The following is a 25,990-nucleotide window of genomic DNA, read 5'->3' as shown; positions in this document are numbered from 1 at the left end:
ATCGAGGGCCGCGACGGGAAACCGCCGCGGCCTTTTTCGTTCTTGTCTGTTAACGCCCCGCCTCTATTCTCGACACGGGCAACGGGCCGGGGAGAGACGCGTGCTGACAAGACGATCGCTGCTGACGCATGGCCTTGGCGCCGGCCTGTCGCTGGGCCTGCCGCCGCTCGCCCGCGCCGCCGGCATCCCCGATATCGACGTCACCTTCCTCGTCATCAACGACGTACATGCCTGCCGCATCGGCGACGGCCTCAGCCCGAACTGCCAAGACGAGGGCAAGACCGACGCCAACCTCCTGCGCCACATCAGGGCGCTCAACAACATCCACCGCCAGACCTGGCCCGGGGAGATCGACGGCAAGGCCACCGGCTTCGCGCTGTCGGGCGAGCGCATCGCCAGGCCGCAGGGCGTCATCGTCTGCGGCGATGTCACCGATGACGGCGGCGGCCAGATGGCGGAGGTCGCGGAAGGCTCGCAGCTCCTGCAGTTCTCGCATCGCTACCAGCAGGGCCCGGGCCCGGACCGTATCCACTTCCCCGTCTATGTCGGCCTCGGCAATCACGATCTCGACCAGGACGGACGTCCCCCGCAGGTGGACTGGTACCGCGACGAGCTGCGCGACTACGTGCAGATGAACCACAAGCCGAGCGTCTTCTTCAAGCCGGTCGTGCCCGTCGACAATTACGACGAGGCCTCCGACAACTACTCCTGGAACTGGGGCGGGCTGCACCTCATCCAGGCGCAGCGCTATGGCGGCGACAGCACCCGGGGAACGGCAAGCAGCCTCGACTGGATGAAGCGCGACCTCGCCGCCTACGCCAAGGACGGCCGCCCGGTCGTGATCTTCCAGCACTATGGATGGGACAGCTTCTCGCGCGAGCGCTGGGACCCCGAAAAGAGCACCTTCACCATCGAGGGCAGCGGCGCACCGCACTGGTGGGGTGAATCAGAACGTCAGCAATTGCTCGCAACCCTTGAGGGTTACAACGTAATCGGCATTTTCCACGGCCATGAGCACGATACGCCCGCGACCTACAAGGCCGGCGGCATCGACGTCTTCAAGGCGCGCGCCGCCTTCATGGGCGGCTTCGGCCTCGTGCGCATCAAGGGGAATACGATGGATGTGGCGATCGGCGACGCCACCGACGGTGTCGGCGGGGTGACCTTCACCACCGCCTTCACCAAACGTTTCGGCTAGGGCATGTCGGACGAGATCCCGACATGCGACAGGTTCTAGCGCTTACTCGCTCGTCACGCCCTGGAACGGACGCACTTCGCGGCCCGGCATGAACAGACCCAGGCGCTTGATTTCCCATTCCAGCTTGATGCCGGAATTCTCGAATACCTCGCGGCGAACCTGCTCGCCCAGATATTCGAGATCGTAGCCGGTCGCCTGGCCGTTGTTGATCATGAAGTTGCAATGCAGCGACGACATCTGCGCGCCGCCGATGACGAGCCCGCGGCATCCCGCCTCGTCGATCAGCTTCCAGGCGGAGTGGCCCTCGGGGTTCTTGAAGGTCGAGCCGCCGGTCTTCTCGCGGATCGGCTGCACCGTCTCGCGGTGGCTGCGCACCGCATCCATGTCGGCGCGGATCTTGGCGCGATCCTCGGCATAGCCCTCGAACAGCACCGAGGTGAAGATCAGGTCGCTCGAAGCCGACGAATGGCGGTATGCGTAGCCCATGTCGGCATTCGACAGCACGTGCTTGTTGCCCTTGCGGTCGATCGCGGTCACCTCGACGACGCGGTCGCGCGTCTCGCCGCCATTGGCGCCGGCGTTCATGCGCGCGGCGCCGCCGATGCTGCCGGGAATGCCGTAGTAGAAGTGGAAGCCGCCGATGCCGTTGTCCATCGCCATCGCCGCGACATGCTTGTCCGGGCAGATGGCGCCGGCGCGCACGCGGTTTTCGCCCGCCAGTTCAACCGAGCCGAAGCCCTTGGCCGAAAGGCGCAGAACCACGCCGGGGATGCCGCCGTCGCGCACCAGGATGTTGGAGCCGACGCCGACCACGGTCATCGGCACGTCCTCGGGAAGAATCGACAGGAAGGCGATCAGATCCTCTTCGTCGTGCGGCTGGAACATCAGTTCCGCGAGACCGCCGGCATGGAACCAGGTGACGCGATCCATCGGCGCATCCGGTGTAATCCTCCCGCGGATGTCCTTTACACCGTCGCCCAGCGACGCAAGAAGCTTTTGCCCATTCACCTGTTTCATGCGGATCTACCCGAAAGGCCTTCCAGTTGCTTGGGCAGCGCTGCCGCCCAGTAAGTGATACTCCCAGCCCCCAACAGAACCACGAAATCGCCTGGCTTTGCAATCTCTGCGACCATTTCAGGCAAAAGCTCGGGAGAAGCGAGGAAGCGCGCATCGCGATGCCCGCCCGATTTGATCAGCGACACCAGCGCTTCGGCGTTGGCCCCTTCGATCGGCTCTTCGCCCGCAGCATAGACCGGCGCCAGGAAAATGCTGTCCGCGTCGTTGAAGCAGGCGGCGAACTCCTCGAACAGGCTCGCCAGGCGCGAATAGCGGTGCGGCTGGTGCACGGCGATGACGCGGCCCTTGCAGGCCTCGCGCGCCGCCCTCAGCACCGCCTTGATCTCGACGGGGTGGTGACCGTAATCGTCGAAGATCTGCACGCCGTTCCATTCGCCCGTCAGCGTGAAGCGGCGCTTGACGCCGCCGAAGGAGGCGAGCCCCTTGGCGATATCCTCGCTCGACATGCCGAGACGGTTGGCGACCGCGATCGCCGCGGTCGCGTTGGAGATGTTGTGGCGGCCGGGCATCGGCATGACGAGATTGTCGAGCTTGATCACCTGGCCGGTGCGGCGGCGACGGATCTCGACGTCGAAGATCGAGCGCGCGCCGTCGATGCGCACATTCATGAAGCGCACGTCGGCCTGCGGGTTTTCGCCATAGGTCACGACCTTGCGGTCCTCGATACGGCCGACCAGCGCCTGCACTTCGGGGTGATCGAGGCACATGACGCCGAAGCCGTAGAACGGCACGTTCTCGACGAACTGGCGGAAGGCGGCGCGCACGGCGTCGAAATTGCCGTAATGGTCGAGATGCTCGGGGTCGATATTGGTGACGACGGCGACGTCGGCCGGAAGCTTCAGGAAGGTGCCGTCGGATTCGTCGGCCTCGACCACCATCCACTCGCCCTCGCCCATGCGCGCATTGGTGCCGTAGGCGTTGATGATACCGCCGTTGATGACGGTCGGGTCGAGCCCGCCGGCTTCGAGCAGCGTCGCGACCAGCGAAGTGGTCGTGGTCTTGCCGTGCGTGCCGCCGATGGCGATCGCATTGCGGAAGCGCATCAGCTCGGCCAGCATTTCGGCGCGACGCACGACGGGCAGCAGCTTCTCGCGGGCGGCGATGAGTTCCGGGTTGTCCTTCTTGATCGCCGTCGAGACGACGACGACCTCGGCATCGCCGAGATTCTCGGCCTTGTGGCCGACGAAGACCTCGATGCCCTTGTCGCGCAGGCGCTGGACGTTGGCGCTATCGGCCTGGTCGGATCCCTGGACGCGATGGCCGAGATTGTGCAGCACCTCGGCGATCCCGCTCATGCCGATACCGCCGATGCCGATGAAATGGACGAGGCCGATGGCCTTCGGCATTTTCATGCGCTTTTCCCCTTGAACTCTGCAATTGTACGTCCCGCCGCAATAGCCTCTACCATGTCGGCAAGCAAGTTCGCGGCATCAGGTTTACCCGCCTGCTTGGCGGCGGCCGCCATTCGGGCGAGTTTTTCCGGGTCGTTCATCGTGTGGGTCAGGATCGAGGCGATCTTTTCGGACGAGAGTTCGGCCTGCGCGATCACCTTGGCGCCGCCGGTCGCCGCCAGCGACGCGGCGTTCGCCGCCTGGTCGTGGTCGAGCGCATGCGGATAAGGCACCAGGATCGCCGGACGGCCGATCACCGAGATCTCCGACACCGTCGAAGCACCGGAGCGGCAGATCACCAGATGCGCCCTGGCCAGCCGTTCGGCCATGTCGGTGAAGAAGGGAGCGATCTCGGAGGAGGCGCCCATGTCGAGCTTGGCGACGCAATCGCCGACCATGCCCATGTCCTCCGGGCGGACCTGCTGGGTGATCCTGAGACGCGCGCGCAGATCGTCGTCGAGCAGGCTGATCGCCGTCGGCATCGCCTTGGAGAAATACTGGGCGCCCTGGCTGCCGCCGAAGACGACGAGATTGAAAGGCTCTCCCGCGCGCGACGGCGTATAGGGCGTCCTGGCGGCCTCGATGACAGCCGGCCGCACCGGATTGCCGGTCGTCACCGTCTTCTCCGCAAAGGCACCGCCATTCTCGGGCAGGAAGCCGCCGGCGATCGCCTTGACGCGATTGGCCAGCGCCTTGTTGGCGCGGCCCATCACGGCGTTCTGCTCGTGGACCATCGTCGGCACGCCAAGCCGCGAGGCGGCAAGCAGCGGCGGCACCGTCGGATAACCGCCGAAGCCGACGACCACGACGGGCTTCAGCCGCCCGATCAGCCGCTTGGCCGCCCGCATGCCGCTCCAAAGCGTCCACAGCGACCGCGCGACCGCGACCGGGTTCTTCGAGGCGATCGTGGCCGACGGCACGACATGGATCTCGTCGGCCGGAAACTTGCCGGCGTAGCGCTCCGCCCGGCTGTCCGTGACCAGATGCACGGAATAGCCGCGTTCCTTCATCTTGTAGGCCAGGGCCTCCGCCGGAAACACGTGGCCGCCGGTTCCCCCGGCGGCAAGCAGAACGATGCCTTTGCTCATGAACCCTTACTCCGCCGGAATGCCGTGCCCGACGCGGAACAGGCTCCGCTCCTGCGCACGCTTTTCCGGTCTGTGGCGCGTCAGCGCGAGAATGAACCCGGCCGTGACGCAGATGGCGACCATCGACGAACCGCCGTAGGAAATCAGCGGCAGGGTCATGCCCTTCGCCGGCAGCAGCTCGAGATTGACGCCCACGTTGATGATGGATTGTATGCCGATCTGCAGCACGAGGCCAGCGACGGCGAAGCGGCTGAAATCGTTGCGCTCCTTGTAGGCATGCGACAGGCCGCGCAGGACGAGCGCCGAAAACAGCAGCACCAGCGCGATACAGAAGATGATGCCGAACTCCTCGGCCGCGACCGAAAAGATGAAGTCGGTATGCGCGTCCGGGATGATGCGCTTGACGAGGCCTTCGCCCGGTCCCTGGCCGAACCAGTCGCCGCGGATGATCGCTTCGCGGGCGGTATCGATCTGGAACGTATCGCCCTCGCCGGTCATGAACTTGTCGAAACGCAGCGCCACGTGCGGGAAGACGTAGTAGGCGCTGACGAGACCGCCGACGCCGAGCGCGCCGAGCACGATGATCCACAGCCACGGCATGCCTGCCATGAAGAACATGCCGCCCCAGACGGCGGTGGTCAGGATCGTCTGCCCGAGGTCGGGCTGCGCCACCAGAAGTGCCGCGACGATCCCGAAGAGGATGATGGCGAAGAGATTGCCGGGAATCTCGGGCTGCCGCGCATGCTCGGCGAAGAGCCAGGCGCAGACGACCACGAAGGCCGGCTTCATGAATTCGGACGGCTGGATCGAAATGCCGGCCAGCGTGACCCAGCGGCGCGAACCCTTGACCTCGACGCCGAAGAACAGCGCCATCAGCATCAGGATGAGTGCGGCGATCAGAAGAATGATCGCCGTCCTGCGGACCTGACGCGGCGTCAGGAACGAAAGCCCGATCATCACCGCCAGCGACGGGATCATGAAGGCAGCCTGGCGCTTGACGAAGTGGAACGGCTCCAGCCCGATGCGCTCGGCCACCGCCGGCGACGCCGCGAAGGAGAGCATCAGGCCGATCCCCATGAGGAAGATGAACATCGCCAGGAAGAACCGGTCGATGGTCCAGAACCAATCGGCCAATGCCCCGCGTTCCGCACGACTTACCATGTCACTTCTCTCCTGTTGCCGAACCGATCAGCATGGTTATCCCGTCGAGCGCTGCCACATGGCTGACGAATGCATCGCCCCTAACTTCGAAGTTCTTGTACTGGTCGAAGCTTGCGCAAGCCGGTGCTAACATGACCGCCGATGGCCCGCTTTCGTCCTGGCCCGCATCCGCGGCCGCATGCGCGACCGCCTGGTCCAGCGTTCCGGAAATCTCGTAGGGCACGGCCTCGCCGAGCGTAGCCGCGAATTCCGCGGCCGCCTCGCCGATCAGGTAGGCCTTGGCGATGCGTGGAAAGAACGGCGCGAGCGTCGTGATCCCGCCCGCCTTCGGCAGGCCGCCGGCGATCCAGTAGATACGGTCGTAGCTCGACAGCGCGGGCGCCGCGGCATCGGCGTTGGTCGCCTTGGAATCGTTGACGAACACCACATTGCCGCGCTGGCCGACCGGCTGCATGCGGTGCTTCAGGCCCGGGAAGGACGCAAGACCCGCGCGGATATCCTCGACCGAGACGCCGGCCGCGAGGCACGCGGCGACGGCCGCCGCCGCGTTCTGGGCGTTGTGGCTGCCACGCAGCGTCGGAATACCGTCGAGATCGGCGATCGGCAGGGCGGCGCCGGAATGTGCCTGGATGAGCCGCGTGCCCTCGGCATAGATGCCGTCGGCAAGCGCGTGGCGGCGGGAGATGCGCGTCACCTTGCCGCCCGCCCGCTCGATCCGGTCGGCGATCCTCTCGCAATGGCTGTCGTCGACGCCGACGATGGCGACGTCGCTGCCGGCGACCAGCCGTTCCTTGACGTCGGCATAGTGTTGCATCGTGCCGTGACGGTCGAGATGGTCGGGCGTGAGGTTGAGCAGGATGCCGGCCGACGGGTTGAGCGTCGGCGCGAGATCGATCTGGTAGGAAGAGCACTCGACGACGTAGAATCGACCAGCCTTCGGCGGCTCGAGCGTCAGCACCGCCGTGCCGATATTGCCGCCGAGCTGCGTGTCGCGGCCGCTCGCCTTCAGGATATGGGCGATCAGCGCCGTGGTGGTCGACTTGCCGTTGGTGCCGGTGATGGCGATGAACGGCGCGTCGGGGGCGTGCGCCCGGCGCTCGCGCACGAAGAGCTCGACATCGCCGACGATATCGACGCCGGCGGCGCGCGCCAGATCGACCGTCCAGTGCGGCTTCGGATGCGTCAGCGGCACGCCCGGCGACAGCACGAACAGCGACTGCGCGTTCCAGTCGATCGTCCTGAGATCGGCGGTATGTATTCCTTCGGCCGCGGCCTTGGTCACGCTGTCGGGATTGTCGTCCCACGCGGTCACCTCGGCGCCCCCCAGGATCAGGGCGCGCGCCGTGGCGAAGCCGGAACCGCCGAGCCCGAAGAGCGCGACCTTTTTTCCTGAGAGCGTGGTGACCGGGATCATGATCGTCCTACCGCAGCTTCAGCGTCGACAGGCCGAGCATGGCAAGGCCGACGGCGATGATCCAGAAGCGGATCACGACCTGGCTTTCGGTCCAGCCCTTCTTCTCGAAATGGTGGTGGATGGGCGCCATCAGGAACACCCGTCGCCCGGTCATCTTGAAGAAGCCGACCTGGATGATGACGGACAGCGTTTCCATGACGAACAGGCCGCCGATGATCGCCATGACGATCTCGTGCTTGGTGGCGACGGCAACCGTGCCGATCGTGCCGCCGAGGGCCAGCGACCCGGTGTCGCCCATGAAGATGGCGGCGGGCGGCGCGTTGAACCACAGGAAGCCGAGGCCGGCGCCGATGACGGCGCCGAGAACGACGGACAGCTCGCCGGTGCCGGGCACGAAGTTGATCTGCAGGTAGTTCGCGAACACGGCGTTACCGGCGAGATAGGCGATGACGCCGAAGGAGGCGGCCGCGATCATGACCGGCACGATGGCGAGACCGTCGAGACCATCCGTCAGGTTCACCGCATTGCCGGCGCCGACGATGACGAAGCCGCCGAAGACCACGAACATGATGCCGAGGTTGATCAGGAAGTCCTTGAAGAACGGAAAGGCGACCGAAGACCCGAAGGTCGAACCGGCAGGACCCGAGGCGAGCGACGCCCGCATCATGAAATAGACGGCGATGCCGGCGATGACGAATTCGATGCCGAGGCGCGCCTTGCCGGAAAAGCCCTTGTGGCTCTGCTTGCTGACCTTGAGATAGTCGTCATAAAAGCCGATCGCGCCGAAGCCGAGCGTGACGAGCAGCGTCGCCACGACGTAGATGTTCGACAGATCCGCCCACAAAAGCGACGAGCCGACGATGCCGGCCAGGATCATCAGGCCGCCCATGGTCGGCGTACCCGCCTTCTTGAAGTGCGTCTGCGGACCGTCGGCGCGGATCGGCTGACCCTTGCCCTGGCGCACGCGCAGCGAATTGATGATCATCGGTCCGAACAGGAAAACGATCAGCGCGGAGGTGAAGAGAGAGGCGCCCGTGCGGAACGTAATATACCTGAACAGGTTTAGGAATTTCAGGTGTTCCGACAGTTCGACTAGCCAAATCAGCATTCAGGGCCCCTTGTTTACCCGCTCAAAATTCGCGTTGCGTGTCGGCAAATGGCGGGAACTTGTCAAGGAGCGCGGCAATAATCTTGCCGAAACCGAGGCCCAATGACGATTTTACCATCAGCACGTCGCCTACCGCGACCGAGTTCAGTACGTGGTCGATGAGTTCGTCGGTCTGGGCGCGATGCACGACCGAAACGCTCTCGGGAAGTGATTCTTTCAGCGCCAGCATCTCAGGCCCGGCGAGCCAGACATGTTCGATACCGGCGGCCAGCAGCGGTCCCGCGAGATCGGTGTGAACCTTCTGCGAATAGTCGCCCATCTCGAGCATGTCGCCGAGAACGGCGATCCGCCGTCCCGATCCCGTGGGTACGGAGCTGGCGAGCAGCGCGATCGCCGCGCGCATCGATGTCGGATTGGCGTTGTAGCTTTCGTCGATGACGGTCAGGCTGCCGTGGCCGATCGACAGCTTGTGGCGTCGCCCCCTGCCCTTTTCGGCCTGCAGCGTCGCGAGAGCTGCGATCGCCGACTGCATGTCGGCGCCGACGATCCTGGCGACGCCGAGCGCTGCCAGCGCGTTCTCGGCGATGTGCCGCCCGGGCGCGCCGATCGCCACCTCGTGCGTCTCGCCGTCGATGGTGATCCACAGTGTCGAGCTCTGGTCGCCGCCGTTGAACTCCGCCATGCGGAAATCGGCCTTGGCGTGCTGCCCGAACGAATGGATATGCTGGATGCCGCAGGCCTGCGCCGTGCGGTCGAGGAAATTGAACTGGTCGTTGTCGCGGTTGAGCACGGCATGGCCGCCTGGCACGACGCCCTCGAAGATCTCGGCCTTGGCGGTCGCGATTTCCTTGATGCTCTTGAAGTTGCCGAGATGCGCCGGCGCGATCGTGGTGACGACGGCCACATGCGGCTCGATCATCTTGACCAGCGGGCGGATTTCGTCCGGGTGGTTCATGCCGACTTCGAAGACCCCGAAATAGGTGTCGAGCGGCATGCGCGCCAAGGTCAGCGGCACGCCCCAGTGATTGTTGAAGGATGCGACCGACGCATGCACCTTGCCCGACGGCGCCAGAACCCGGCGCAGCATCTCCTTGGTCGTCGTCTTGCCGACCGACCCGGTGACGGCGATGATCTGCGCACGAGAACGAGCCCGCGCCGCAAGCCCGAGCTTGCCCAGCGCCACAAGCACGTCCTCGACGACGATCATCGGCACCGTCAGGCGGCCGAGCGCCGGCAGGCGCGCCTCGCTGACCACGAGCAAAGCCGCGCCATTGGCCATCGCCATCGACGCATAGTCATGACCATCGACACGGTCGCCCTTGATCGCGAAGAAGGCCTCACCCGGCTGGATCGTCCGGCTGTCGATCGCAATCCCGGTAATGCCCTCCGGCAAGCTGCCGAACGGGCGCCCGGCCATGGCCGTGATCATGTCCTGCGTCGTCCAAAGCCAGCTCACGATTTCAGCTCCTCCAAAGCCTTGCGCAACTCGGCGTGATCCGAAAACGGCAGCGTGACGCCACCGATCGTCTGCCCCTCCTCATGCCCCTTGCCGGCGACGATCAGCGTGTCGCCCGACGTCAGCATGGCGACCGCCTCGCGGATGGCCTGGGCGCGATCGGGGATCTCGGTGGCGCAGGGAGCCGCCACCATGATCTCGGCGCGGATCGATGCCGGCTCTTCCGAGCGCGGATTGTCGTCGGTAACGACAACGACATCGGCCAGCCGGCAGGCGATCTCGCCCATGATCGGCCGCTTGCCGCGGTCGCGGTCTCCACCGCAGCCGAAGACGACGATGACACGGCCGGTCGTGAACGGACGCACGGATTCGAGCACATTCGAAAGCGCATCGGGCTTGTGGGCGTAATCGACATAAGCGAGCGCGCCGTCCTTGGTGTGGCCGACCAGTTCGAGGCGGCCGGACGCGCCCTGCAGCTTTTCGAGCGCCGCCATGGCGACCTTGGCCGGAACGCCGGTGGACATGGCAAGACCGGCGGCGACAAGCGCGTTGGCCACCTGGAAATCGCCGGCAAGCGGAATGTCGACCTCGAAGATCTGTCCCTCGGCGTGGATTTCGGCCACCTGCTTGTGGCGGAAATGCTCGACGCGCTTCAGCGTCAGATACTCGCCCTTGCGGCCGACGGTGCGCACGATATGCCCGGCATCGATCGCCGCCTTGATCGCCTGCTCCGACCATGCGTCGTCGGAAAAGATCACGGCGGGCGCGCCCTTCGGCAGCAGCGTATCGAACAGCCGCATCTTGGCGGCCATGTAGTCCTCGATCGTCGGATGGTAATCCATGTGATCGCGGCCGAGATTGGTGAAGGCGGCCGCGGCGAGCGTCACGCCGTCGAGACGCGACTGGTCGAGGCCGTGGCTCGACGCCTCCATCGAGGCATGCGTCACGCCCTCGTCGGTCAGTTCGGCCAGCAGCGCATGCAGCGACACCGGATCGGGTGTGGTCAGCGAGCCGTAATCATTGCGGGTCGGCGAAACGACGCCCGTCGTGCCGATCATCGCGGCCGGATGGCCGGCATAGGCCCAGATCTGCCGCGTGAAGGAGGCGACCGACGTCTTGCCGGCGGTTCCTGTCACGGCGACCATGGTTTCGGGCTGCTTGCCGTAGAAATTCGCGGCGGCGAGCGACAGGAAGCGGCGCGGTTCGTTGACGACGAGGACGGGAATGGAGGCTTCGGTCGCATGCGAGGCGACCGCCACGACGGCACCGCGCGCGGCAGCGTCGGCGATGAAGCCCGCGCCGTCGGCCTTGGTGCCGGAGACGGCGACGAAAGCCATGCCGGGCGCGATCTTGCGGCTGTCGGCGGAAAGGCCGGAAATCTCCAGCGCGCCCACCGGCCCGTTCAGTTGTTCCTTCAGTTCCGGAAACGCATTTCCGGCGATGTCCCGCAGTTTCATCGAACGCACACTTCTCTTTCGAGCCGTCTAGCCCCCATGGCGGATCGGCCGCGACATTCATCCAGACTCAATAAGACACCAACATGGCCGATCCGTCGTCACCGAACTTCGGTTCCACACCGAGGATTGGCGCCGCCCGGGAGATGATGTTCTTGACCATCGGAGCGGCGGTGAACGCCGCGATGTTCTGGCCTTTCTCACCATTATGCGGCTCGTCGCAGAAGGTCAGCACCACATATTTCGGATCGTCGATCGGGAAGGCGGCGAGAAAGGCGTTGAAGTTGAGGTTGCTGGCATAGCGGCCGTTGACCACCTTGTCGGCGGTTCCGGTCTTGCCGCCGACATTGAAGCCGGGAACGTCGGCATTGCGGCCGGAGCCCTTGATGCCGTTGAGCTTGAAGAGATAGCGCACGTCGTCGCTGGTGGTCTTCTTGACCACGACTTCGGCGACATCGTCGGCCTGCTGGCGCGTGCGCGGCAGGAACGTCGGCTCGATCAGCCTGCCGCCGTTGACGAGCGCGGCGCCGGCCACCGCCGTCTGTAGCGGCGTCGTCGAGACGCCGTGGCCGAACGAGATCGTCACCGAATTGATCTTCTTCCAGACCTTGGGCTGGCTCGGCATCTTCACTTCCGGCAGCTCGGTCTGCATCTTGGTGAGAAGGCCGAGCTTCGTCAGATAATCCTTCTGCGCATCGATACCGACGATGTCGATGATGCGGGCGGTACCGACGTTGGAGGAATACTGGAACACCTCGGGCAGCGTCAGCCAGCGCTGCTGGCCATGGAAATCGTGAATGGTGAAGCCGCCGATGCGCAGCGACTGCCTAGCGTCGAAGCTGTCCGTCAGCTTGACCTTGCCGGTGTCGAGCGCCATGGCGAGCGAGAACGTCTTGAACGTCGACCCCATCTCGAACGTGCCGTTCGACATGCGGTTCAGCCAGCCCTCCTTGGCGCCCTCGAGCGGGTTGTTCGGATCGAAATCCGGGGCGGACGCCATGGCCAGCACTTCCCCGGTATTGATGTCGAGGATGACGGCGCCCGCACCCTTGGCTTCGTAGTTGGTCACGGCATTGGCGACCACGTCGCGCACGATGTTCTGGACGCGCACGTCGATCGACAGCTTGATCGGCTCGAGCGGCTGGTCGCTGGTCATGCCGACGGAGGCGAGATCGGCGAGCCCCTGGTCATCGATATACTTTTCCATGCCGGCGACGCCGCGATTGTCGATATTGACGTAGCCGAGGATATGCGCGGCGGTCGGACCACCGGGATAGAAGCGGCGCTTTTCCGGCCGGAAGCCGATGCCCGGAATGCCGAGCGCCAGGATCTGGCTCTGCTGCTTCGGCGACAGCTGGCGGCGCAGCCAGGCGAAGTGCGAATTGCGGTTGGCGAGCTTCTTGTAGGTGCCCTTCATGTCGAGATCGGGCAGCACGGTCGTCAGCTTCTCGACGGCCTCGTCGGCATCGACGATCTTGTTCGGCTCGGCGAACAGCGAGACCGTGCGGATGTCTGTGGCCAGCACCTCGCCGTTGCGGTCGAGAATATCGGGGCGCGACGCCAGCAGGCGGTCGGGCGGCAGGATGCTGGAGACGGTATCGGGGTCACGCACGGCATATTCGACCAGACGCCCGCCGATGACGAGATAGCCACAGACGAAGGCGAAAGCCAGCAGGCCCACCCGGCTCTTCGCCTGACCGCTGCGCTTCTTGCGCCAGCCCGGGATCGGCGCGTTGCCGGCCGATCCGCCAAACCGGCTGTAGACGCCGGATGAGAAGTGCGCCTGGCTCTTGGCGACCATGATGCGTGAAAGAAAGGACATCTCTACTCCACCGATCCGGTTACCAGGTCGTCTTCGGCCTCGGCGGGTTTCGCCGCCATGATCTTCGGCTTCGGCTTCGCGCCGGCCTTGGCATCGGCCACCTGCGGCACCGGAACCTGCGACTTCAGCATCGGCAGCTCCTGCGGGCGGACCAGCGAAGTCGAGAGGGTGGGCTGCAGCTGCAGCTCGCCATTGTAGTTGGCCACCAGCCGTTCCAGCCGGTTCGGCTGCGACTGCAGGGCCCAGTCGGCCTTCAACAGGTCGATCGTATCCTTCTCGAGCTTGATCTCGGTTTCGAGGCGGCGAACCTCCTCCAGCTTCAGCTCGGCGCGATGCTTGATCGTGTAGGTCACGCGGCAGCCGCCGTCATGACGCCGATCAGGATGAGGTCGAAGGTTCTCAGCATATCAGGCTCCGAGCTTTCCGAGGCTTGCGAGGTTGGGCAGTCCGAAGATCGACATGTCGGCGGCTTCCGCCGGCGCCGTGGTCCTGAGACCGGCGCGCAGCTTGGCGGAGCGGGCGCGCGGATTAAGCTCGGCCTCGGCGTCGCTCGCCGACACCATTGGCTTGCCGATCCGGTCGAAGGTCGCGGCGCGTTCGTGGGCGATGGGCATATGGCGCGAGCCGGATGCCTTGCCGGCGCGATCGGAGAAGAAGGTCTTGACGATGCGGTCTTCCAGCGAGTGGAAGGTGACGACCACGAGGCGACCGCCCGGCTTCAACGCCTGCTCGGCCGCGAACAGCGCCTGCGCCAGTTCGCCGAGTTCGTCGTTGACGAAGATGCGCAGCGCCTGGAACACCCGCGTCGCCGGATGGATCTTGTCCTTCATCTTGCGCGGCGTGACGATCTCGATCAGGCCAGCCAGATCGCGCGTCGTCTCGAACGGCTTCTCGGCGCGGCGTTTCTCGATCGCATGCGCGATGCGCGGCGACTGGCTCTCCTCACCGAGGAAATGGAAGATGCGGATGAGTTCGGCGACCTTGGCGCGATTGACCACGTCGGCGGCGGAAACGCCCGATGCCGACATGCGCATGTCGAGCGGGCCGTTCTTCTGGAACGAGAAGCCGCGATCGGCCTCGTCGATCTGCATCGACGATACGCCGATATCGAGCACGACGCCGTCAAGGCCGGCGGCCGGCGCATGATCGGCCAGCCGCGAAAACTGCGAGTGAATGAGCTTCAGACGACCGCCATGCGCGGCCACCATCGCCTGCCCGCCGGAGATCGCCGTCGGATCGCGGTCGAGCGCGATCACCTCGGCGCCACCGGACAGAATGGCCGACGTGTAACCGCCAGCGCCAAAGGTACCGTCGAGAATGACCTTGCCGGCCGCGGGCTCGAGCGCCGTCAGGACCTCATTGAGAAGAACCGGAATGTGGCGAACCGGTCCGCCACCGGCATCAGTTGAACCTTCGCCAGGATTCGCCGCCATTCCGTTCCCTCGTGTTACGAGGAACGCTTGCCCGCCAGCCTGCGCTCCTCTCGTGCTCGTTGCTGCACCGCCTGAAATTCCTTCGGCTGCCACAGCTGAAAATGATCCGCCCGACCGACGAAGGTCACCTCGTCCGAGATACCGGTGAAGTCGCGAATGAAGTCCGTGACCGTCAACCGCCCCTCGGCGTCGAGCTTCATGAAGACCCCGCCCCCGTGAATGAGCAGCGACATCTCGTTCGCTTCCGGCGAAAACGGATCTTCCGCAGCGATCTGCCGCTCGAACCTTTCGAGAAGGTCCGAACCGCCGACGCTGATCGCCGGAAACACAAAATCCTGGAAGCAGTACAAATCCTGGATGTTGCCTTGCGCCATCACCGATCGAAACGCTGCGGGCACGGAGACCCTGCCCTTGGAATCGATCCTGTTGGTCGCATGTGAAAGGAAGCGGCCCATGACACGAAACATCCGTTCCCGAAAGAGCCCGGACAGCAATTAGGCGCCCCGAACTCCATTTCTCAGACACAGCTTCGCCAGCCGGATGAACGACATTCCATCCAGCGCCTCCGGTAAGGAGTACGCCTCTACTTTGCGATTGATGGGCACTTGATTGCCCTTGCGCAGTGCAGGAATGGGATAGCATGGGACCATATGGGCGTCAATGGGAAACGCCCGTCTCACGATGAGCGCAGTATCGAAAATTTATAAGCTGTTAAGTTTAACAAAGGGTTATGAGCGGCCGATTTCCCGACCTTCGAGACGCCCCCGAAGAGCGTCGCGAACGACGTCCCAGACATCCCCGGTTGCGGAAAGAAAATTCGGGCACGCCGCGCAGGTGAAAACTCGAAAACGCAACTTTAAATGCACATTTTGTTCCCGGCTGATACGGCAACCTCACCGTCCGGCCACCTGCGTTATTGCGGCCTTTCTTTCCTACTATGGCATTAACGTAAAATAATGTATTTTAGCTATCATGCATACGCAAAGACAAAAACATATCCATTTGCAGAACAAACAAAGAAAACACGGAGAAACTCCATGGCGAGTTTTAGCTTCAAGGGAATGTTAAGCGGAATGAAAACGCCGAATACTCAGCTTCCACTGAAGAAAGTCGGCATGACTTCTGAAATTCAGTGCGCAAACTGTGGAAAACTACTGAAGCGATGGTCGGCGCTTTCGCTCAGCACCACGGTCTGCGAGGAATGTCTTCGGCAGCCGCCCACGTCTCACTGAGCCCCGAAAGGATCAGTGAAATCGTATGGACGCGGATAAAAAAGCAATCGCCAGTTGGCCTGTAAGCCGGGTTCTGTATGGCTCCGGCCGAAACCGGAACGTGGCAGCCATTCCTCTGGGACAACGTTTGCACGTTGCCTCTCGCAACCCACCCGGATGACTGGCCTGGAAACCAGCCGGACGGCTTGCGCCGTCCGCGTCATCCCTATTCGGTCTTGCTCCCGGTGGGGTTTACCTTGCCATCGCCGTTGCCGGAGACGCGGTGGGCTCTTACCCCACCCTTTCACCCTTACCTGCCGAGGCAGGCGGTTTGCTTTCTGTGGCACTTTCCCTGAGGTCGCCCTCGCCGGACGTTATCCGGCACCGTGTTTCCGTGGAGCCCGGACTTTCCTCACCCTACCGTCTTTCGACATTGGTAAAGCGCGGCTGCCCGGCCAACTGGTCCGGCTCCCTTAACCGAGACGGCCGACGAATGCCAACAAAATATCGCTCGAGCCTTATCGGAAATACGGTTTGAAATCCGTCGCGTAGCCCTGTCCGTTGATTCGACCTTCGAGCAGGAGCGTTGCGCCGAGCCGGCCGATCTCGTCCGAGCTCTTGGCCGCCGTGCCGCAACCGCCCGTCAGCACGCCGATGCGCGGCGACGCGGTATAGCCGATCATCGGATGGCCGCTCGGCGTGAACGACACGACGCAGGAGCCGCTCGATATCGAGAGCGGACGAAGCTCCGGCACCGCCCGCTGGATCAGCCGCGTCAGATGCAACTGGACGCTCGCGCGCCCATCGGTCTTGAACCACGAGCGCAGCTCCGGCTCGCGCTCCAGCCTGACATCATCGGGATCGCCGCCGATCTTCATGTAGAACTTGCCGTCGGGATAACGGATCGGCGGCAGCATGTAGAAGTCGTCGAGACCATCGGCGCCGTGCGAGATCAGCGACGGCATGCCGGCGAACCGCGCGGCGGCCGCCTCGTCGATCTCGTAGAAGGCGATGGTGCGCGCGTAGACCTTGAGATCGACAGGCCGCGGCAAGAGATTGTCGGCAATGGAAAAGCCGCCGGCGGCGAGCAGCACCTTTTCGGCCCGGTAGCTTTTCCCGTCGGACGTCTCGACGGCAACCAGACCGCCCTCCTCGCGGATTGCCACGGCGACCTCGCGAATGACCGAGGCCCCGGCCTTCTCGGCGGCGATCGACTGCGCCCTGACAAGATTGCGCGGGCTGATATGCCCGGCACCCGTCGGCTCGTGGACACCCTCGCTACCGGCGGCAAAGGCGAAGAACGGAAAGCGTTCCTTCAAGCCGTCACCGTCGAGCAGCGCCGTCTCGACGCCCAGCGACCGGGCGGCGGCCGATGTGCGCTCGACATAGGTATCCGCACCACCGCGCTCGGGACCGACCACCAGGCAGCCGGCAGGCGTATGGAAGGAAACGCCGCTCTCCCGCTCGATCTCGGCGTAGCGCCCGATCGAGCGATTGGCGAGCAAGGCCCAATCGCGGTCGGGATCGATGGTGCGGGTGATGCGCCCCTCGTCGTAATGGCTGGCGAAAACGCCGTCATGCCGCTTGCGATCGTGCGGCTCGTCGGGTCCGATGACGGCAACGCCGTCAGTCGACTTGGCGAGATGCCGTGCGGCGGCGGCACCCATCATGCCCCGGCCGACGATGATGTATCTGAAATCCGTGCTCATCACCGTTCCGATCTATCGAAAGCAGGGCGTCAGCTGCCGGCCGAAATCGGCATCGCCAAGCCGCCCTTCCGACAGCAGAACGGCACCAAGCCTTCCGAGCTCGTCCGACGACTTCGCGGCAACGAAATTGCCGCCCGTCAGCACCGCGATGCGCGGCGAGGAGGTGAAACCGGCATAGGGATAGGCGGTCGGCGTGAACGTCGCGACGCAGGGCGCCGATGTCACCGGGCATCCGGCAAGGTCGGGCATCAGCTCCAGAGCCGTGGCGACCAGCAGATCGCGCTCGGCGGGATCTCCGTCCGAGCGGAACCAGGCACCGGCATCCTCGAGCGTGTCGAAGCTGCGCGCCTCGGTATCGCCGCCGAGCTTCAGATAGGTCTTGCCGTCGGGATAGCGGACCGGCGGGAGAATATAGACATGGTCCTCGTCGCGATCGCCGAAGACGATGCTCGACGGCATGTCGCCGAAGATCGCCTTTTCGCGCTCGCCGAGCTCGTAGAAGACGACCGTTCGGGCCGCGACGCGGATATCGACGGGCGCGGGAAGAAGCCGATTGAAGTTGCTGAAACCGCCGGCCGCGACGAGGACGCGCTCGGCCGTATAAAGCCGGTCGCCGACGCTCACCTCGACATGGGAACCGGCATCCCTGACACCGGTCGCGGTCGCATCGATGACGGTGACGCCGCCCGCTTCGGCAAGCGCCGTCTGCGCGCGCACCAGCGCCCGAGGATTGACGTGGCCGGCGCGGCTCTTCTCGTAATAGCCGCTGAAGCTGTCTCGGAGAGTGAACTCGGGAAAGCGCTGGCGCAAGGCCGCCGCATCCAGCACCTCGTACTGGACGCCGAGCCCGTCGGAAACCTCGATCGCGCGCCCGAGGTAACCCTGCCCCGGTTGCGGCACGGGCCCCGCGAACAGGCATCCCGCCTCCGTGAAGAAGGAGATGCCGCTCTTCGCCTCGATCTCGGCGTAGCGATTGAGCGAGCGGGCGGCAAGCGTCGCCCAGACGATGTCGTCGTCGAAGGTGCGCGTAATGCGCGCCTCGTCGTAATGGCTCGCGAACACGCCGTGATGGCTCTTTCGCTCGACCGGTTCCCCCGGCCCGATCAGCGCCACCCCTTCGCTCATCGCGCTCAGATGGCGGGCGCGGCCGCGCCCATCATTCCGCGCCCGATCACGATTGCCTTGAAATCACATGCCATGTCTCACCTCGTTTCAAGGTCAGATAGCACGATCTCCAAGTTGAATCATATTCTTAAGTCATTCACCCAGGTGATTCCGCCACAAGCCGTTTCCGCCCGTGGCCATCTCATCCGGCGATCAGTTGATCATCGCCAGCACCTTGCCGCAATAGGCCTTGGACACCGGGTTCATGCGCGTCGCCGCGTGGCCGGCATTGTACTTGAGAATGGTATCGCAGGTCTCGCCGCCACCGAGCGTCTGCGCCGCGCCAGATACTTCATGCCGTATTTGAGGTTGGTCTCGGGATCGAAAAGCCCCTTGCTCGAACCCGAATAGCCCATCATCCGAGCCGTCGCCGGCTTGATCTGCATGAGGCCGATTTCGCCGGCGCTGCCGCGGGCATTCGGATTGTAGTTGCTTTCGATACGAACAACCGCCTGCGCGAGTTCGACCGGAACATTGTATTCCCGGGCGTACTTGACGATGATCGCCGCGTACTTGCTGCCGGGCATGTCGGGCATCGCGAAGCCGGATGTCCGGTCGGCGGTCTTCAGCGCCACGGTCTTCTGCGGCTTCTCGGCCTTGACGACCTTCTGAACCCTCTTGGTCTTTTGAACTTTCGGAGCCTTGGCCGGGGTGTTTTGAGCCGTCCGGGCTTTCTCCGTCTTTTGCGTCTTGAGTGTCTGCGTCGTCTCTGTCGCTTGCGCTCTATTGCCCCATTCGCCTGCGTTTGCGCAATTGAATCCCATCAGCAGTGTGCTGGCGCACACCACAGCAGAAATAATCTTTCTCATGTAGTCCAGATACTCCAAGCAAAAGAAAAGCTGCGTATTAATGAAATCCTAACGCAGCATAAATTCGCATAAATACTGACTGTATCAGCGACATTTCTTTTCTGTTTCAATTGACGACGGTCGACAACACACGACAAAACAACCGGCGCCGTTTAGCGACTGGGGTTAGACCATCGCATTGAGGAGATAATAGGGAAAACATGTGGCAGCGCAGCAAACCCGTAAAATCTAGGGGTATATGCCGGCAAATCGGCGCGGTCTCAGGCGCCGTAGCGCGGCAGGGCCGATAGCAGGCGATGCAGCGTGTCGATCGTCGAGAAATCGGCGATCCCATCGACCCTCTCCGGCCTGAAATGGCGCTGGAAGGCTTCGATCTCGCCGGCCATCTTGTCGGAGAATTCGCCTGTGATCTCAGTGCCGTAACCGTAGAGCGACAGCATCGACTGCAGGGCCTCCACCGGCTGCCCCTGGTCGCCGCGCTGGAAGAACCGTCCGCCGGTGATCGAAGCCGGCGCGACCCAGTGGCCGACCCCCTTGGCGTGCAGCATTTCCCAGGGGAAGTTTTCACCCGGATCGAGCTTGCGCCGAGGGGCGACATCAGAGTGTCCGAGCACTCTTTCGGGCGCGATTGACCAACGTTCGCCGCAGTCGCGACACAATTCGATCACCGCGTCCATCTGCGCCTGCGGATATGCGGGCAGCCCGCCCGGATGTCCCGCGTTGGCGATCTCGATGCCGATCGACGACGAGTTGATATCGGTCTCGCCCTGCCAGACGCTCTTGCCGGCGTGCCACGCGCGCCGCGCCTCGGCGACGAGCTGCACGACCTCGCCGTTCTCGCGCACGAAGTAATGGCACGAGACCTGGCTCTCTTCGCGACAGAGCCAGTCGAGCGCTCCGTCCGCGGTCGGCATGCCGGTATAATGGAGAATGATCATGTCGGGCTTGCGCCCGTCGACGCGCTCGCCATGGTTCGGCGACGGCCGTACGCCGGCTTTGGCGTAATCTGCCGTAAAGGCGGTCATGCGGCGCGGCGTTCCTTCTCGATCGCCTCGTAGGCGGCATTGAGCGCCGCCATCCGTTCATTGGCAATCGCATGGAACTCGGCCGGCACGCCCCGCGAGATCAGCCGGTCAGGATGATGCTCGCTGACGAGGCCGTGGTAACGGCGGCGGATGGTGGTGAAATCGTCGGACGGCGAAACGCCGAGCACCTTGTAGGGATCACGTCCGGTCGACACATGCCGTGCGGCGATCTGCTCGAAGCGCTCCTCGCTCATGTGGAAGATCTCGGCCACATGCGCCAGAAACGCCATTTCCCTCTCATGGATGAGACCGTCGGCCTTGGCGATGTGAAACAGGCCGTCGAGCACCTCTTCCAGAACCGGGCAATTGGCGGCACAGGTCACGCACAGTACGGAAAGTCGCTCCGCATAGGCATCGTAGCCCGCTACGTCCTGGCGCGCGAGATTATAGAGACGCGCGACGTTGGCGGCCTGGTCGTCGGGAAATTCGAAAATCTCGCGGAAGGCCTGGACCTCCTTCTCGCTGACGATCCCGTCTGCCTTCGCCATCTTCGCCGACAGCGCGATGATCGCGACCGAGAAGGCCACCTTGCGCCGCGTCTCTGGATCGCCTTCAAAAACCGTGCGAACAGCCTCGACCACGGCGGAAAGCGCACTTCCGCGGCGTTGCCTATGGCATTCAGCAGTTTTTCCCAGAAGGACATCGGTTTTCTCGTGCAATAAAAGGAAAAACACCTTGAACAAATAAAGGTTGCCTTTGCAAGACGGGGATTGGCCGCAGGGTTGAAAACACCTTTCACAATTCGACAATGGTCGTGCGCCGGCGAAAGATCGGCGCGGCGTAACGGACAGCCGGACGATTTCCACAACCGCATGCGAACGGCGGTCGCGGCCTGAAACGATTAGATCGACGCTTCACGACGACTTGTCCGTTTGGCCGAGCCGAAACACGCATTTTTCACAGAAACAACACTTTACACACTCCGCTCTCTGCCGCATCCATGCAGGACCGAACCAGGCTTAGACACGGATAGCGGAGGCACCAATGGCCAAGAAAAAAGTCGCAATGCTCACGGCGGGAGGCCTCGCGCCTTGCCTTTCTTCGGCCGTCGGCGGACTGATCGAACGCTACACCGATATCGCTCCCGAGCTTGAACTGATCGCCTACCGCTCCGGCTACCAGGGCGTGCTTCTCGGCGACAGCATCGGCATCACGCCTGAGATGCGCGAGAAGGCGCATCTCTTGCATCGCTACGGCGGCTCGCCGATCGGCAACAGCCGCGTCAAGCTCACCAACGCTGCCGACTGCGTCAAGCGCGGCCTCGTCAAGGAAGGCGACAACCCGCTGAGGGTCGCGGCCGAGCGCCTGGCCAATGACGGCATCAGCATTCTCCACACCATCGGCGGCGACGACACCAACACGACCGCGGCCGACCTCGCGGCCTATCTCGCCGCCAACGGCTACGATCTTACGGTGGTGGGCCTGCCGAAGACGGTCGACAACGACGTCGTTCCGATCCGCCAGTCGCTCGGCGCCTGGACGGCCGCCGAAGTCGGCGCGCATTTCTTCGACAATGTCAGCAACGAGCAGACCGCCGCGCCGCGCACCTTGATCATCCACGAGGTGATGGGCCGCCACTGCGGCTGGCTGACGGCGGCCACCGCCCGCGCCTATCTGACGCGCACCAGGAACAACCAGTATGTCGACGGCATGATGACCAATGCCGGCATGAAGAGCATCGACGCCGTCTATCTCCCCGAAACACGCTTCGACCTCGACGCGGAATCGGCGCGGTTGAAGGAGATCATGGACCGCACCGGCCACGCGACCGTCTTCGTCTCGGAAGGCGCCTGCCTGGACGCCATCGTCGCCGAGCGTGAGGCAGCGGGCGAGACGATCAAGCGCGACGCCTTCGGCCACGTGAAGATCGACACGATCAATGTCGGCGGCTGGTTCCAGAAGCAGTTCGCGAGCCTGTTGAACGCCGAGCGCTCGCTGGTGCAGAAATCCGGCTACTTCGCCCGCTCCGCCCCCGCCAACGGCGACGACCTGCGCCTGATCCAGAGCATGACGGATCTCGCCGTCGAGAGCGCCCTCAACAAGGTGTCGGGTGTCACCGGCCATGACGAAGGCCAGAACGGCAAGCTGCGCACCATCGAATTCCCCCGCATCAAGGGCGGCAAGGCTTTCGACACGTCGGTCAAGTGGTTCGGCGAAGTCATGGACGAGATTGGCCAGAAATACGAAGACGCATGATTGACGCAGGCAAGATATGATGTCTTTGCTTGTTCTCTAATGAATGAGGAGGAGATTCCATGTCGCTCGAAGCTTGGCTGGCATTTGCTGCAGCATCGGCAATCATGCTGGCTATCCCAGGGCCGACGATTCTCCTCGTCGTATCTTATGCGCTCGGCCACGGCCGCAAGACGGCCTTTGCGACCGTCAGCGGCGTGGCGCTCGGCGACTTCACCGCGATGACGGCGTCGCTCTTCGGCCTCGGCGCGCTGCTGGCGACGTCGGCGACGCTGTTCACGATCCTGAAATTCATCGGCGGCGCCTATCTCATCTGGCTTGGCATCAAGCTCTGGCGGGCGCCGGTCATTGCGGGACCGATGGCCGACAATGACAACCTGCCCGAGGAAAGATCGCTGAAGATCTTCCTCCACGCCTATGTGGTGACCGCGCTCAACCCGAAGAGCATCGTGTTCTTCGTGGCCTTCGTGCCGCAGTTCCTCGATCCGGCGCGCCCGTTCCTCGAACAGATGCTGATCATGGAGGCGACCTTCCTCGTTTTGGCGACCATCAACGCCTCCACCTACGCCCTTGCCGCGCACGCCGCGCGCGGCCTGATCTGCAAGGCCGCCGTGCAGCGCGCGGTCAATCGCACGGGCGGCACCCTGCTGATCGCAGCCGGCGCCGTGACCGCCGGATACCGCCGTATCGCTGCCTGAAGTCATCGATCACCGCGGGCGTTGAACCGAAGAAATTTTCCATGGGTTGCCGCAAAGCAACGAATAGGTTAATTGGCAATTCAGGGCTTAAGGTTTTTGGTAACTTTTAACGCTGCCGGGGCGGCGCGTTTCACGAAAGTGAGAGTATGGCAGCGGTCGCTTTTTCCGGGTTGAAGCGCAATCTCATCGTGTCCACGATGCTGTGTTTCGTTGTCGCCGGGTGCACGAGCGTCGAATACACGTCCCAGGCGGATCTGATGGCCGAACAGGTCGTCGTTCCCACCCCCAAGCCCGGTGAGGACGCGATGTTCGCGGCCATTCCCGCGGGCGAAGGCCTGCCGCAGACGCAGATGATCGCCGGTGCCGACCAGACCGCTCCGTCACTTGCCACCGCGGCCATGCCGACAGTCGACACGACGCAGCAGGCCGCGCAGTTGCAGCCTGTAGCTTACGGCCAGATCCCGCTGACGCCCGAGATGACCGCGATCCAGTCCGTGGTGCCGACGCCACGGCCGGGAACCGCACCGACGGAGCTTGCCTTCGCGGCCAGCCCGCAGAACAACGCCGTCGCGGCGCTTTCGGCGATCGACGCCCGGCCGCAGTCGATGATGGATTACGGTTTCGACACGTCGGGCCCGATGGACCCGCCGACCGCGCCGCCGATGTACAGCGACAGCGATGACGACGGCGCCCCCACCGTCCAGAAAAGCGAAATCACCAAGATCATCGAAAAATACTCGCAGATCTACAAGGTTCCGGCCTCGCTGCTTCACCGCGTCGTTCGCCGCGAAAGCCGCTACGATCCCAAGGCCTACAACAAGCGCGGCTATTTCGGCCTGATGCAGATCAAGTACAACACGGCGAGATCGATGGGTTACGACGGTGCGCCCGAAGGCCTCTTCGACGCCGAAACCAACGTCAAGTACGCCGCGAAATACCTGCAGGGCGCATGGCTGGTCTCGGACAGCAGCGAAGACGACGCCGTCAAGCTCTATGCCCGGGGCTACTATTACGATGCCAAGCGCAAGGGCATGGACGACATCGCCCAGGGCAACTACTAAGCCTCGCGACCCTATGGAGCGGGCTCGGCGGATGCCGATCTCGTCGGCGGCGGCAGCCTCTCCAATATATCCTTCAACAGCATTTCCGGCCGGTAGCGCAGCCAGCTTGGCGTCAGGCCGAGCCTGACCATGACGAGATTGGCCGACGGCACGATCGCCATGCTCTGGCCGTCATGCCCTTCCAGCCAGAAGGCGTCGGCCGGAATGCCGGTCTCCTCGCTGCTGCCGTTGCCCGGCGGGCGAAGCCAGGCCTGACCGCGTGAATAGGCGCCGCCCGAGGATGCCGTCGGCGTGCGCATCATGCTCATGAAGCTTTCCGGCAGCAGCCGCTCGCCGTTCCAGACCCCATCCTGCAACAGGAACTGCCCGAAGCGGACCCAGTCGCGCGCCGTCGCGTAGAGATAGGAACTGCCGGCGAAGGTGCCGCGCGCATCCACCTCGAAAACCGCGCTGGACATGCCGAGCGGATCGAACAGCGCGGTTCTCGGATAGTCGATCGCCTGTTTCTCGTCGTCCAGGCGATCCATCCAGATGCGCGAGATCAGCACCGAGGTGCCGCTGGAATAGTTGAACTGCGTTCCCGGATCGTCGTCCAGATCAAGGCTTGCCGGCAGCGCCGTCTGGTCGGCGTCCAGATAGAGCATGCGCGTGACGTCGGCCACCGTGCCATAGTCCTCGTTGAACCGAAGGCCGCTCTCCATGCCGAGCAACTGCCCAAGGGTGATCTGTGAACGCCTGTCGTCGCGCCATTGCGGAAAGAGCCCGGCATCGTCGGCGCCGATCTTGCCTTCAAGCATCAGCCGTCCGGCGATCGCCGCATTGACCGTCTTCGTCATCGACCAGCCGATCAGGGGCGTTTGCGGGCCGAACCCTTTTCCATAGCGCTCGGCGACGATCTTGCCGTCGTGCACGACCACGACGGCACGCATGTTCTCACCGGTCAACCCCGGGTCCGAAAGCAGCGCCGCGATACCGGCGTCGTTTTCGATCGGCAGCACCGCCCCCTCCCGTGGCGGCTTGGAGGCGATGGGCTCGGGCACCGACTGCCGCGCGGCGGCGAAATCGCCATCCGGTACAGCCGTGCAACCGAGACCATCGCGGTAGATCGCGTAGTTGGCGGCAAACAGCCCGAGCATGCGCGCCGTCACCTGCTTCTGGGCCTCATCGACGCGAACCCGGATCAGCCTGAGCAGCGGATTGCCCGGCGCCTGCACGTCTTCGGCCAGCACGGTGTTGGCATCGCGCCCCGCCAGGAAGACATTCGAGCACACGATTTTCGCCGCATAGCCATCGCCGATCCGCAGCAGCTCCGGCGGCCTGACATACAACCAGCCCGCGCCGGCGACGACGATCACGGCAATCCCGGCCGCCAACGGCTTCAAGATGCGCAGAACGCGTCCCATGAGCACCCCTCCCAACCTTTCACAGAAGGAAGAAAATTGCCGCCGGGAAAGCCGC

The 25,990-nt window shown here is 63.9% G+C and carries 18 protein-coding genes, 1 other RNA gene and 4 pseudogenes; 4 read left to right on the top strand and 19 right to left on the bottom strand.

The window, feature by feature from the left end; all coding sequences use genetic code 11:
* The first annotated feature begins 100 nt into the window (after positions 1 to 100).
* Positions 101 to 1,198 (top strand): metallophosphoesterase, encoded by a 1,098-nt coding sequence (locus P3R82_RS14160; RefSeq protein WP_283194309.1) that lies wholly within the window; start codon positions 101 to 103, stop codon positions 1,196 to 1,198.
* Between the two features lie 42 nt (positions 1,199 to 1,240).
* Here P3R82_RS14160 and murB read toward each other — a convergent pair whose 3' ends face one another.
* From murB to P3R82_RS14070, 18 genes and pseudogenes are all read right to left on the bottom strand, one after another.
* The gene (gene murB / locus P3R82_RS14155; protein WP_283194308.1) at positions 1,241 to 2,215 is read right to left on the bottom strand and encodes a UDP-N-acetylmuramate dehydrogenase; all 975 of its coding nucleotides are present in this window, start codon (positions 2,213 to 2,215) and stop codon (positions 1,241 to 1,243) included.
* Positions 2,212 to 3,627: a UDP-N-acetylmuramate--L-alanine ligase gene (gene murC, locus P3R82_RS14150; RefSeq protein WP_183899119.1), complete on the bottom strand. Its 1,416-nt coding sequence runs from the start codon at positions 3,625 to 3,627 to the stop codon at positions 2,212 to 2,214. Before murC ends, murB begins: the two co-directional genes overlap by 4 nt.
* Positions 3,624 to 4,754: an undecaprenyldiphospho-muramoylpentapeptide beta-N-acetylglucosaminyltransferase gene (gene murG / locus P3R82_RS14145; RefSeq protein WP_283194307.1), complete on the bottom strand. Its 1,131-nt coding sequence runs from the start codon at positions 4,752 to 4,754 to the stop codon at positions 3,624 to 3,626. Before murG ends, murC begins: the two co-directional genes overlap by 4 nt.
* A gap of 6 nt (positions 4,755 to 4,760) precedes the next feature.
* A complete protein-coding gene (ftsW, locus tag P3R82_RS14140; RefSeq protein ID WP_183899121.1) occupies positions 4,761 to 5,915 on the bottom strand; it encodes a putative lipid II flippase FtsW in 1,155 nt (384 codons plus the stop codon).
* A 1-nt stretch (position 5,916) separates the two neighbouring features.
* On the bottom strand, positions 5,917 to 7,329 hold the full coding sequence (gene murD / locus P3R82_RS14135; RefSeq protein WP_283194306.1) for a UDP-N-acetylmuramoyl-L-alanine--D-glutamate ligase: 1,413 nt from the start codon (positions 7,327 to 7,329) through the stop codon (positions 5,917 to 5,919).
* A gap of 7 nt (positions 7,330 to 7,336) precedes the next feature.
* Entirely contained in the window at positions 7,337 to 8,437 is a 1,101-nt protein-coding gene (gene mraY / locus P3R82_RS14130; RefSeq protein ID WP_183899123.1) for a phospho-N-acetylmuramoyl-pentapeptide-transferase, read from the bottom strand.
* Positions 8,438 to 8,459: 22 nt separating this feature from the next.
* Positions 8,460 to 9,893 (bottom strand): UDP-N-acetylmuramoylalanyl-D-glutamyl-2,6-diaminopimelate--D-alanyl-D-alanine ligase, encoded by a 1,434-nt coding sequence (locus tag P3R82_RS14125; RefSeq protein WP_283194305.1) that lies wholly within the window; start codon positions 9,891 to 9,893, stop codon positions 8,460 to 8,462.
* Complete coding sequence (locus P3R82_RS14120; protein ID WP_283194304.1) at positions 9,890 to 11,350, bottom strand: UDP-N-acetylmuramoyl-L-alanyl-D-glutamate--2,6-diaminopimelate ligase; 1,461 nt, start codon at positions 11,348 to 11,350, stop codon at positions 9,890 to 9,892. Before P3R82_RS14120 ends, P3R82_RS14125 begins: the two co-directional genes overlap by 4 nt.
* 67 nt (positions 11,351 to 11,417) lie before the next feature.
* Complete coding sequence (locus tag P3R82_RS14115; protein ID WP_283194303.1) at positions 11,418 to 13,169, bottom strand: penicillin-binding protein 2; 1,752 nt, start codon at positions 13,167 to 13,169, stop codon at positions 11,418 to 11,420.
* Positions 13,170 to 13,171: 2 nt separating this feature from the next.
* Positions 13,172 to 13,575, bottom strand: a pseudogene (locus P3R82_RS14110) (hypothetical protein).
* 1 nt (position 13,576) lies between these two features.
* Positions 13,577 to 14,602 (bottom strand): 16S rRNA (cytosine(1402)-N(4))-methyltransferase RsmH, encoded by a 1,026-nt coding sequence (gene rsmH, locus P3R82_RS14105; RefSeq protein ID WP_283194302.1) that lies wholly within the window; start codon positions 14,600 to 14,602, stop codon positions 13,577 to 13,579.
* A gap of 14 nt (positions 14,603 to 14,616) precedes the next feature.
* Complete coding sequence (gene mraZ / locus P3R82_RS14100) at positions 14,617 to 15,057, bottom strand: division/cell wall cluster transcriptional repressor MraZ (RefSeq protein ID WP_246400120.1); 441 nt, start codon at positions 15,055 to 15,057, stop codon at positions 14,617 to 14,619.
* Positions 15,058 to 15,880: 823 nt separating this feature from the next.
* An RNA gene (gene rnpB / locus P3R82_RS14095) (RNase P RNA component class A) lies at positions 15,881 to 16,276 on the bottom strand.
* Between the two features lie 55 nt (positions 16,277 to 16,331).
* Positions 16,332 to 17,522 carry an FAD-dependent oxidoreductase gene (locus tag P3R82_RS14090; RefSeq protein ID WP_283194301.1) on the bottom strand — a complete coding sequence of 397 codons (1,191 nt, stop codon included), beginning with the start codon at positions 17,520 to 17,522 and terminating at the stop codon, positions 16,332 to 16,334.
* Between the two features lie 12 nt (positions 17,523 to 17,534).
* Positions 17,535 to 18,721, bottom strand: a pseudogene (locus P3R82_RS14085) (FAD-dependent oxidoreductase).
* Positions 18,722 to 18,839: 118 nt separating this feature from the next.
* Positions 18,840 to 19,495 (bottom strand): annotated as a pseudogene (locus P3R82_RS14080) (transglycosylase SLT domain-containing protein).
* 260 nt (positions 19,496 to 19,755) lie between these two features.
* A complete protein-coding gene (locus tag P3R82_RS14075; protein WP_283194300.1) occupies positions 19,756 to 20,520 on the bottom strand; it encodes an N-acetylmuramoyl-L-alanine amidase in 765 nt (254 codons plus the stop codon).
* Positions 20,517 to 21,223: pseudogene (locus P3R82_RS14070) on the bottom strand (DnaJ family molecular chaperone). The gene P3R82_RS14075 and the pseudogene P3R82_RS14070 overlap by 4 nt, the downstream one beginning before the upstream one ends.
* 341 nt (positions 21,224 to 21,564) lie before the next feature.
* Between P3R82_RS14070 and P3R82_RS14065 the strand changes: the two are divergent.
* The 3 genes from P3R82_RS14065 (at position 21,565) to P3R82_RS14055 (ending at position 24,532) form a co-directional block, all read left to right on the top strand.
* A complete protein-coding gene (locus P3R82_RS14065; RefSeq protein WP_283194299.1) occupies positions 21,565 to 22,776 on the top strand; it encodes a pyrophosphate--fructose-6-phosphate 1-phosphotransferase in 1,212 nt (403 codons plus the stop codon).
* Between the two features lie 59 nt (positions 22,777 to 22,835).
* Entirely contained in the window at positions 22,836 to 23,471 is a 636-nt protein-coding gene (locus P3R82_RS14060) for a LysE family translocator (protein ID WP_283194298.1), read from the top strand.
* Between the two features lie 146 nt (positions 23,472 to 23,617).
* Complete coding sequence (locus P3R82_RS14055) at positions 23,618 to 24,532, top strand: lytic transglycosylase domain-containing protein (protein WP_283194297.1); 915 nt, start codon at positions 23,618 to 23,620, stop codon at positions 24,530 to 24,532.
* 11 nt (positions 24,533 to 24,543) lie between these two features.
* On the opposite strand, the gene P3R82_RS14050 is transcribed toward P3R82_RS14055, so the two are convergent.
* The gene (locus tag P3R82_RS14050) at positions 24,544 to 25,935 is read right to left on the bottom strand and encodes a serine hydrolase (RefSeq protein ID WP_283194296.1); all 1,392 of its coding nucleotides are present in this window, start codon (positions 25,933 to 25,935) and stop codon (positions 24,544 to 24,546) included.
* Between the last annotated feature and the right edge of the window lie 55 nt (positions 25,936 to 25,990).

This window comes from Rhizobium sp. AN80A, from assembly GCF_030053015.1.
Classification (GTDB): Bacteria; Pseudomonadota; Alphaproteobacteria; order Rhizobiales; family Rhizobiaceae; genus Rhizobium; species Rhizobium metallidurans.
This window is presented reverse-complemented; position numbering and strand designations above follow the sequence as displayed.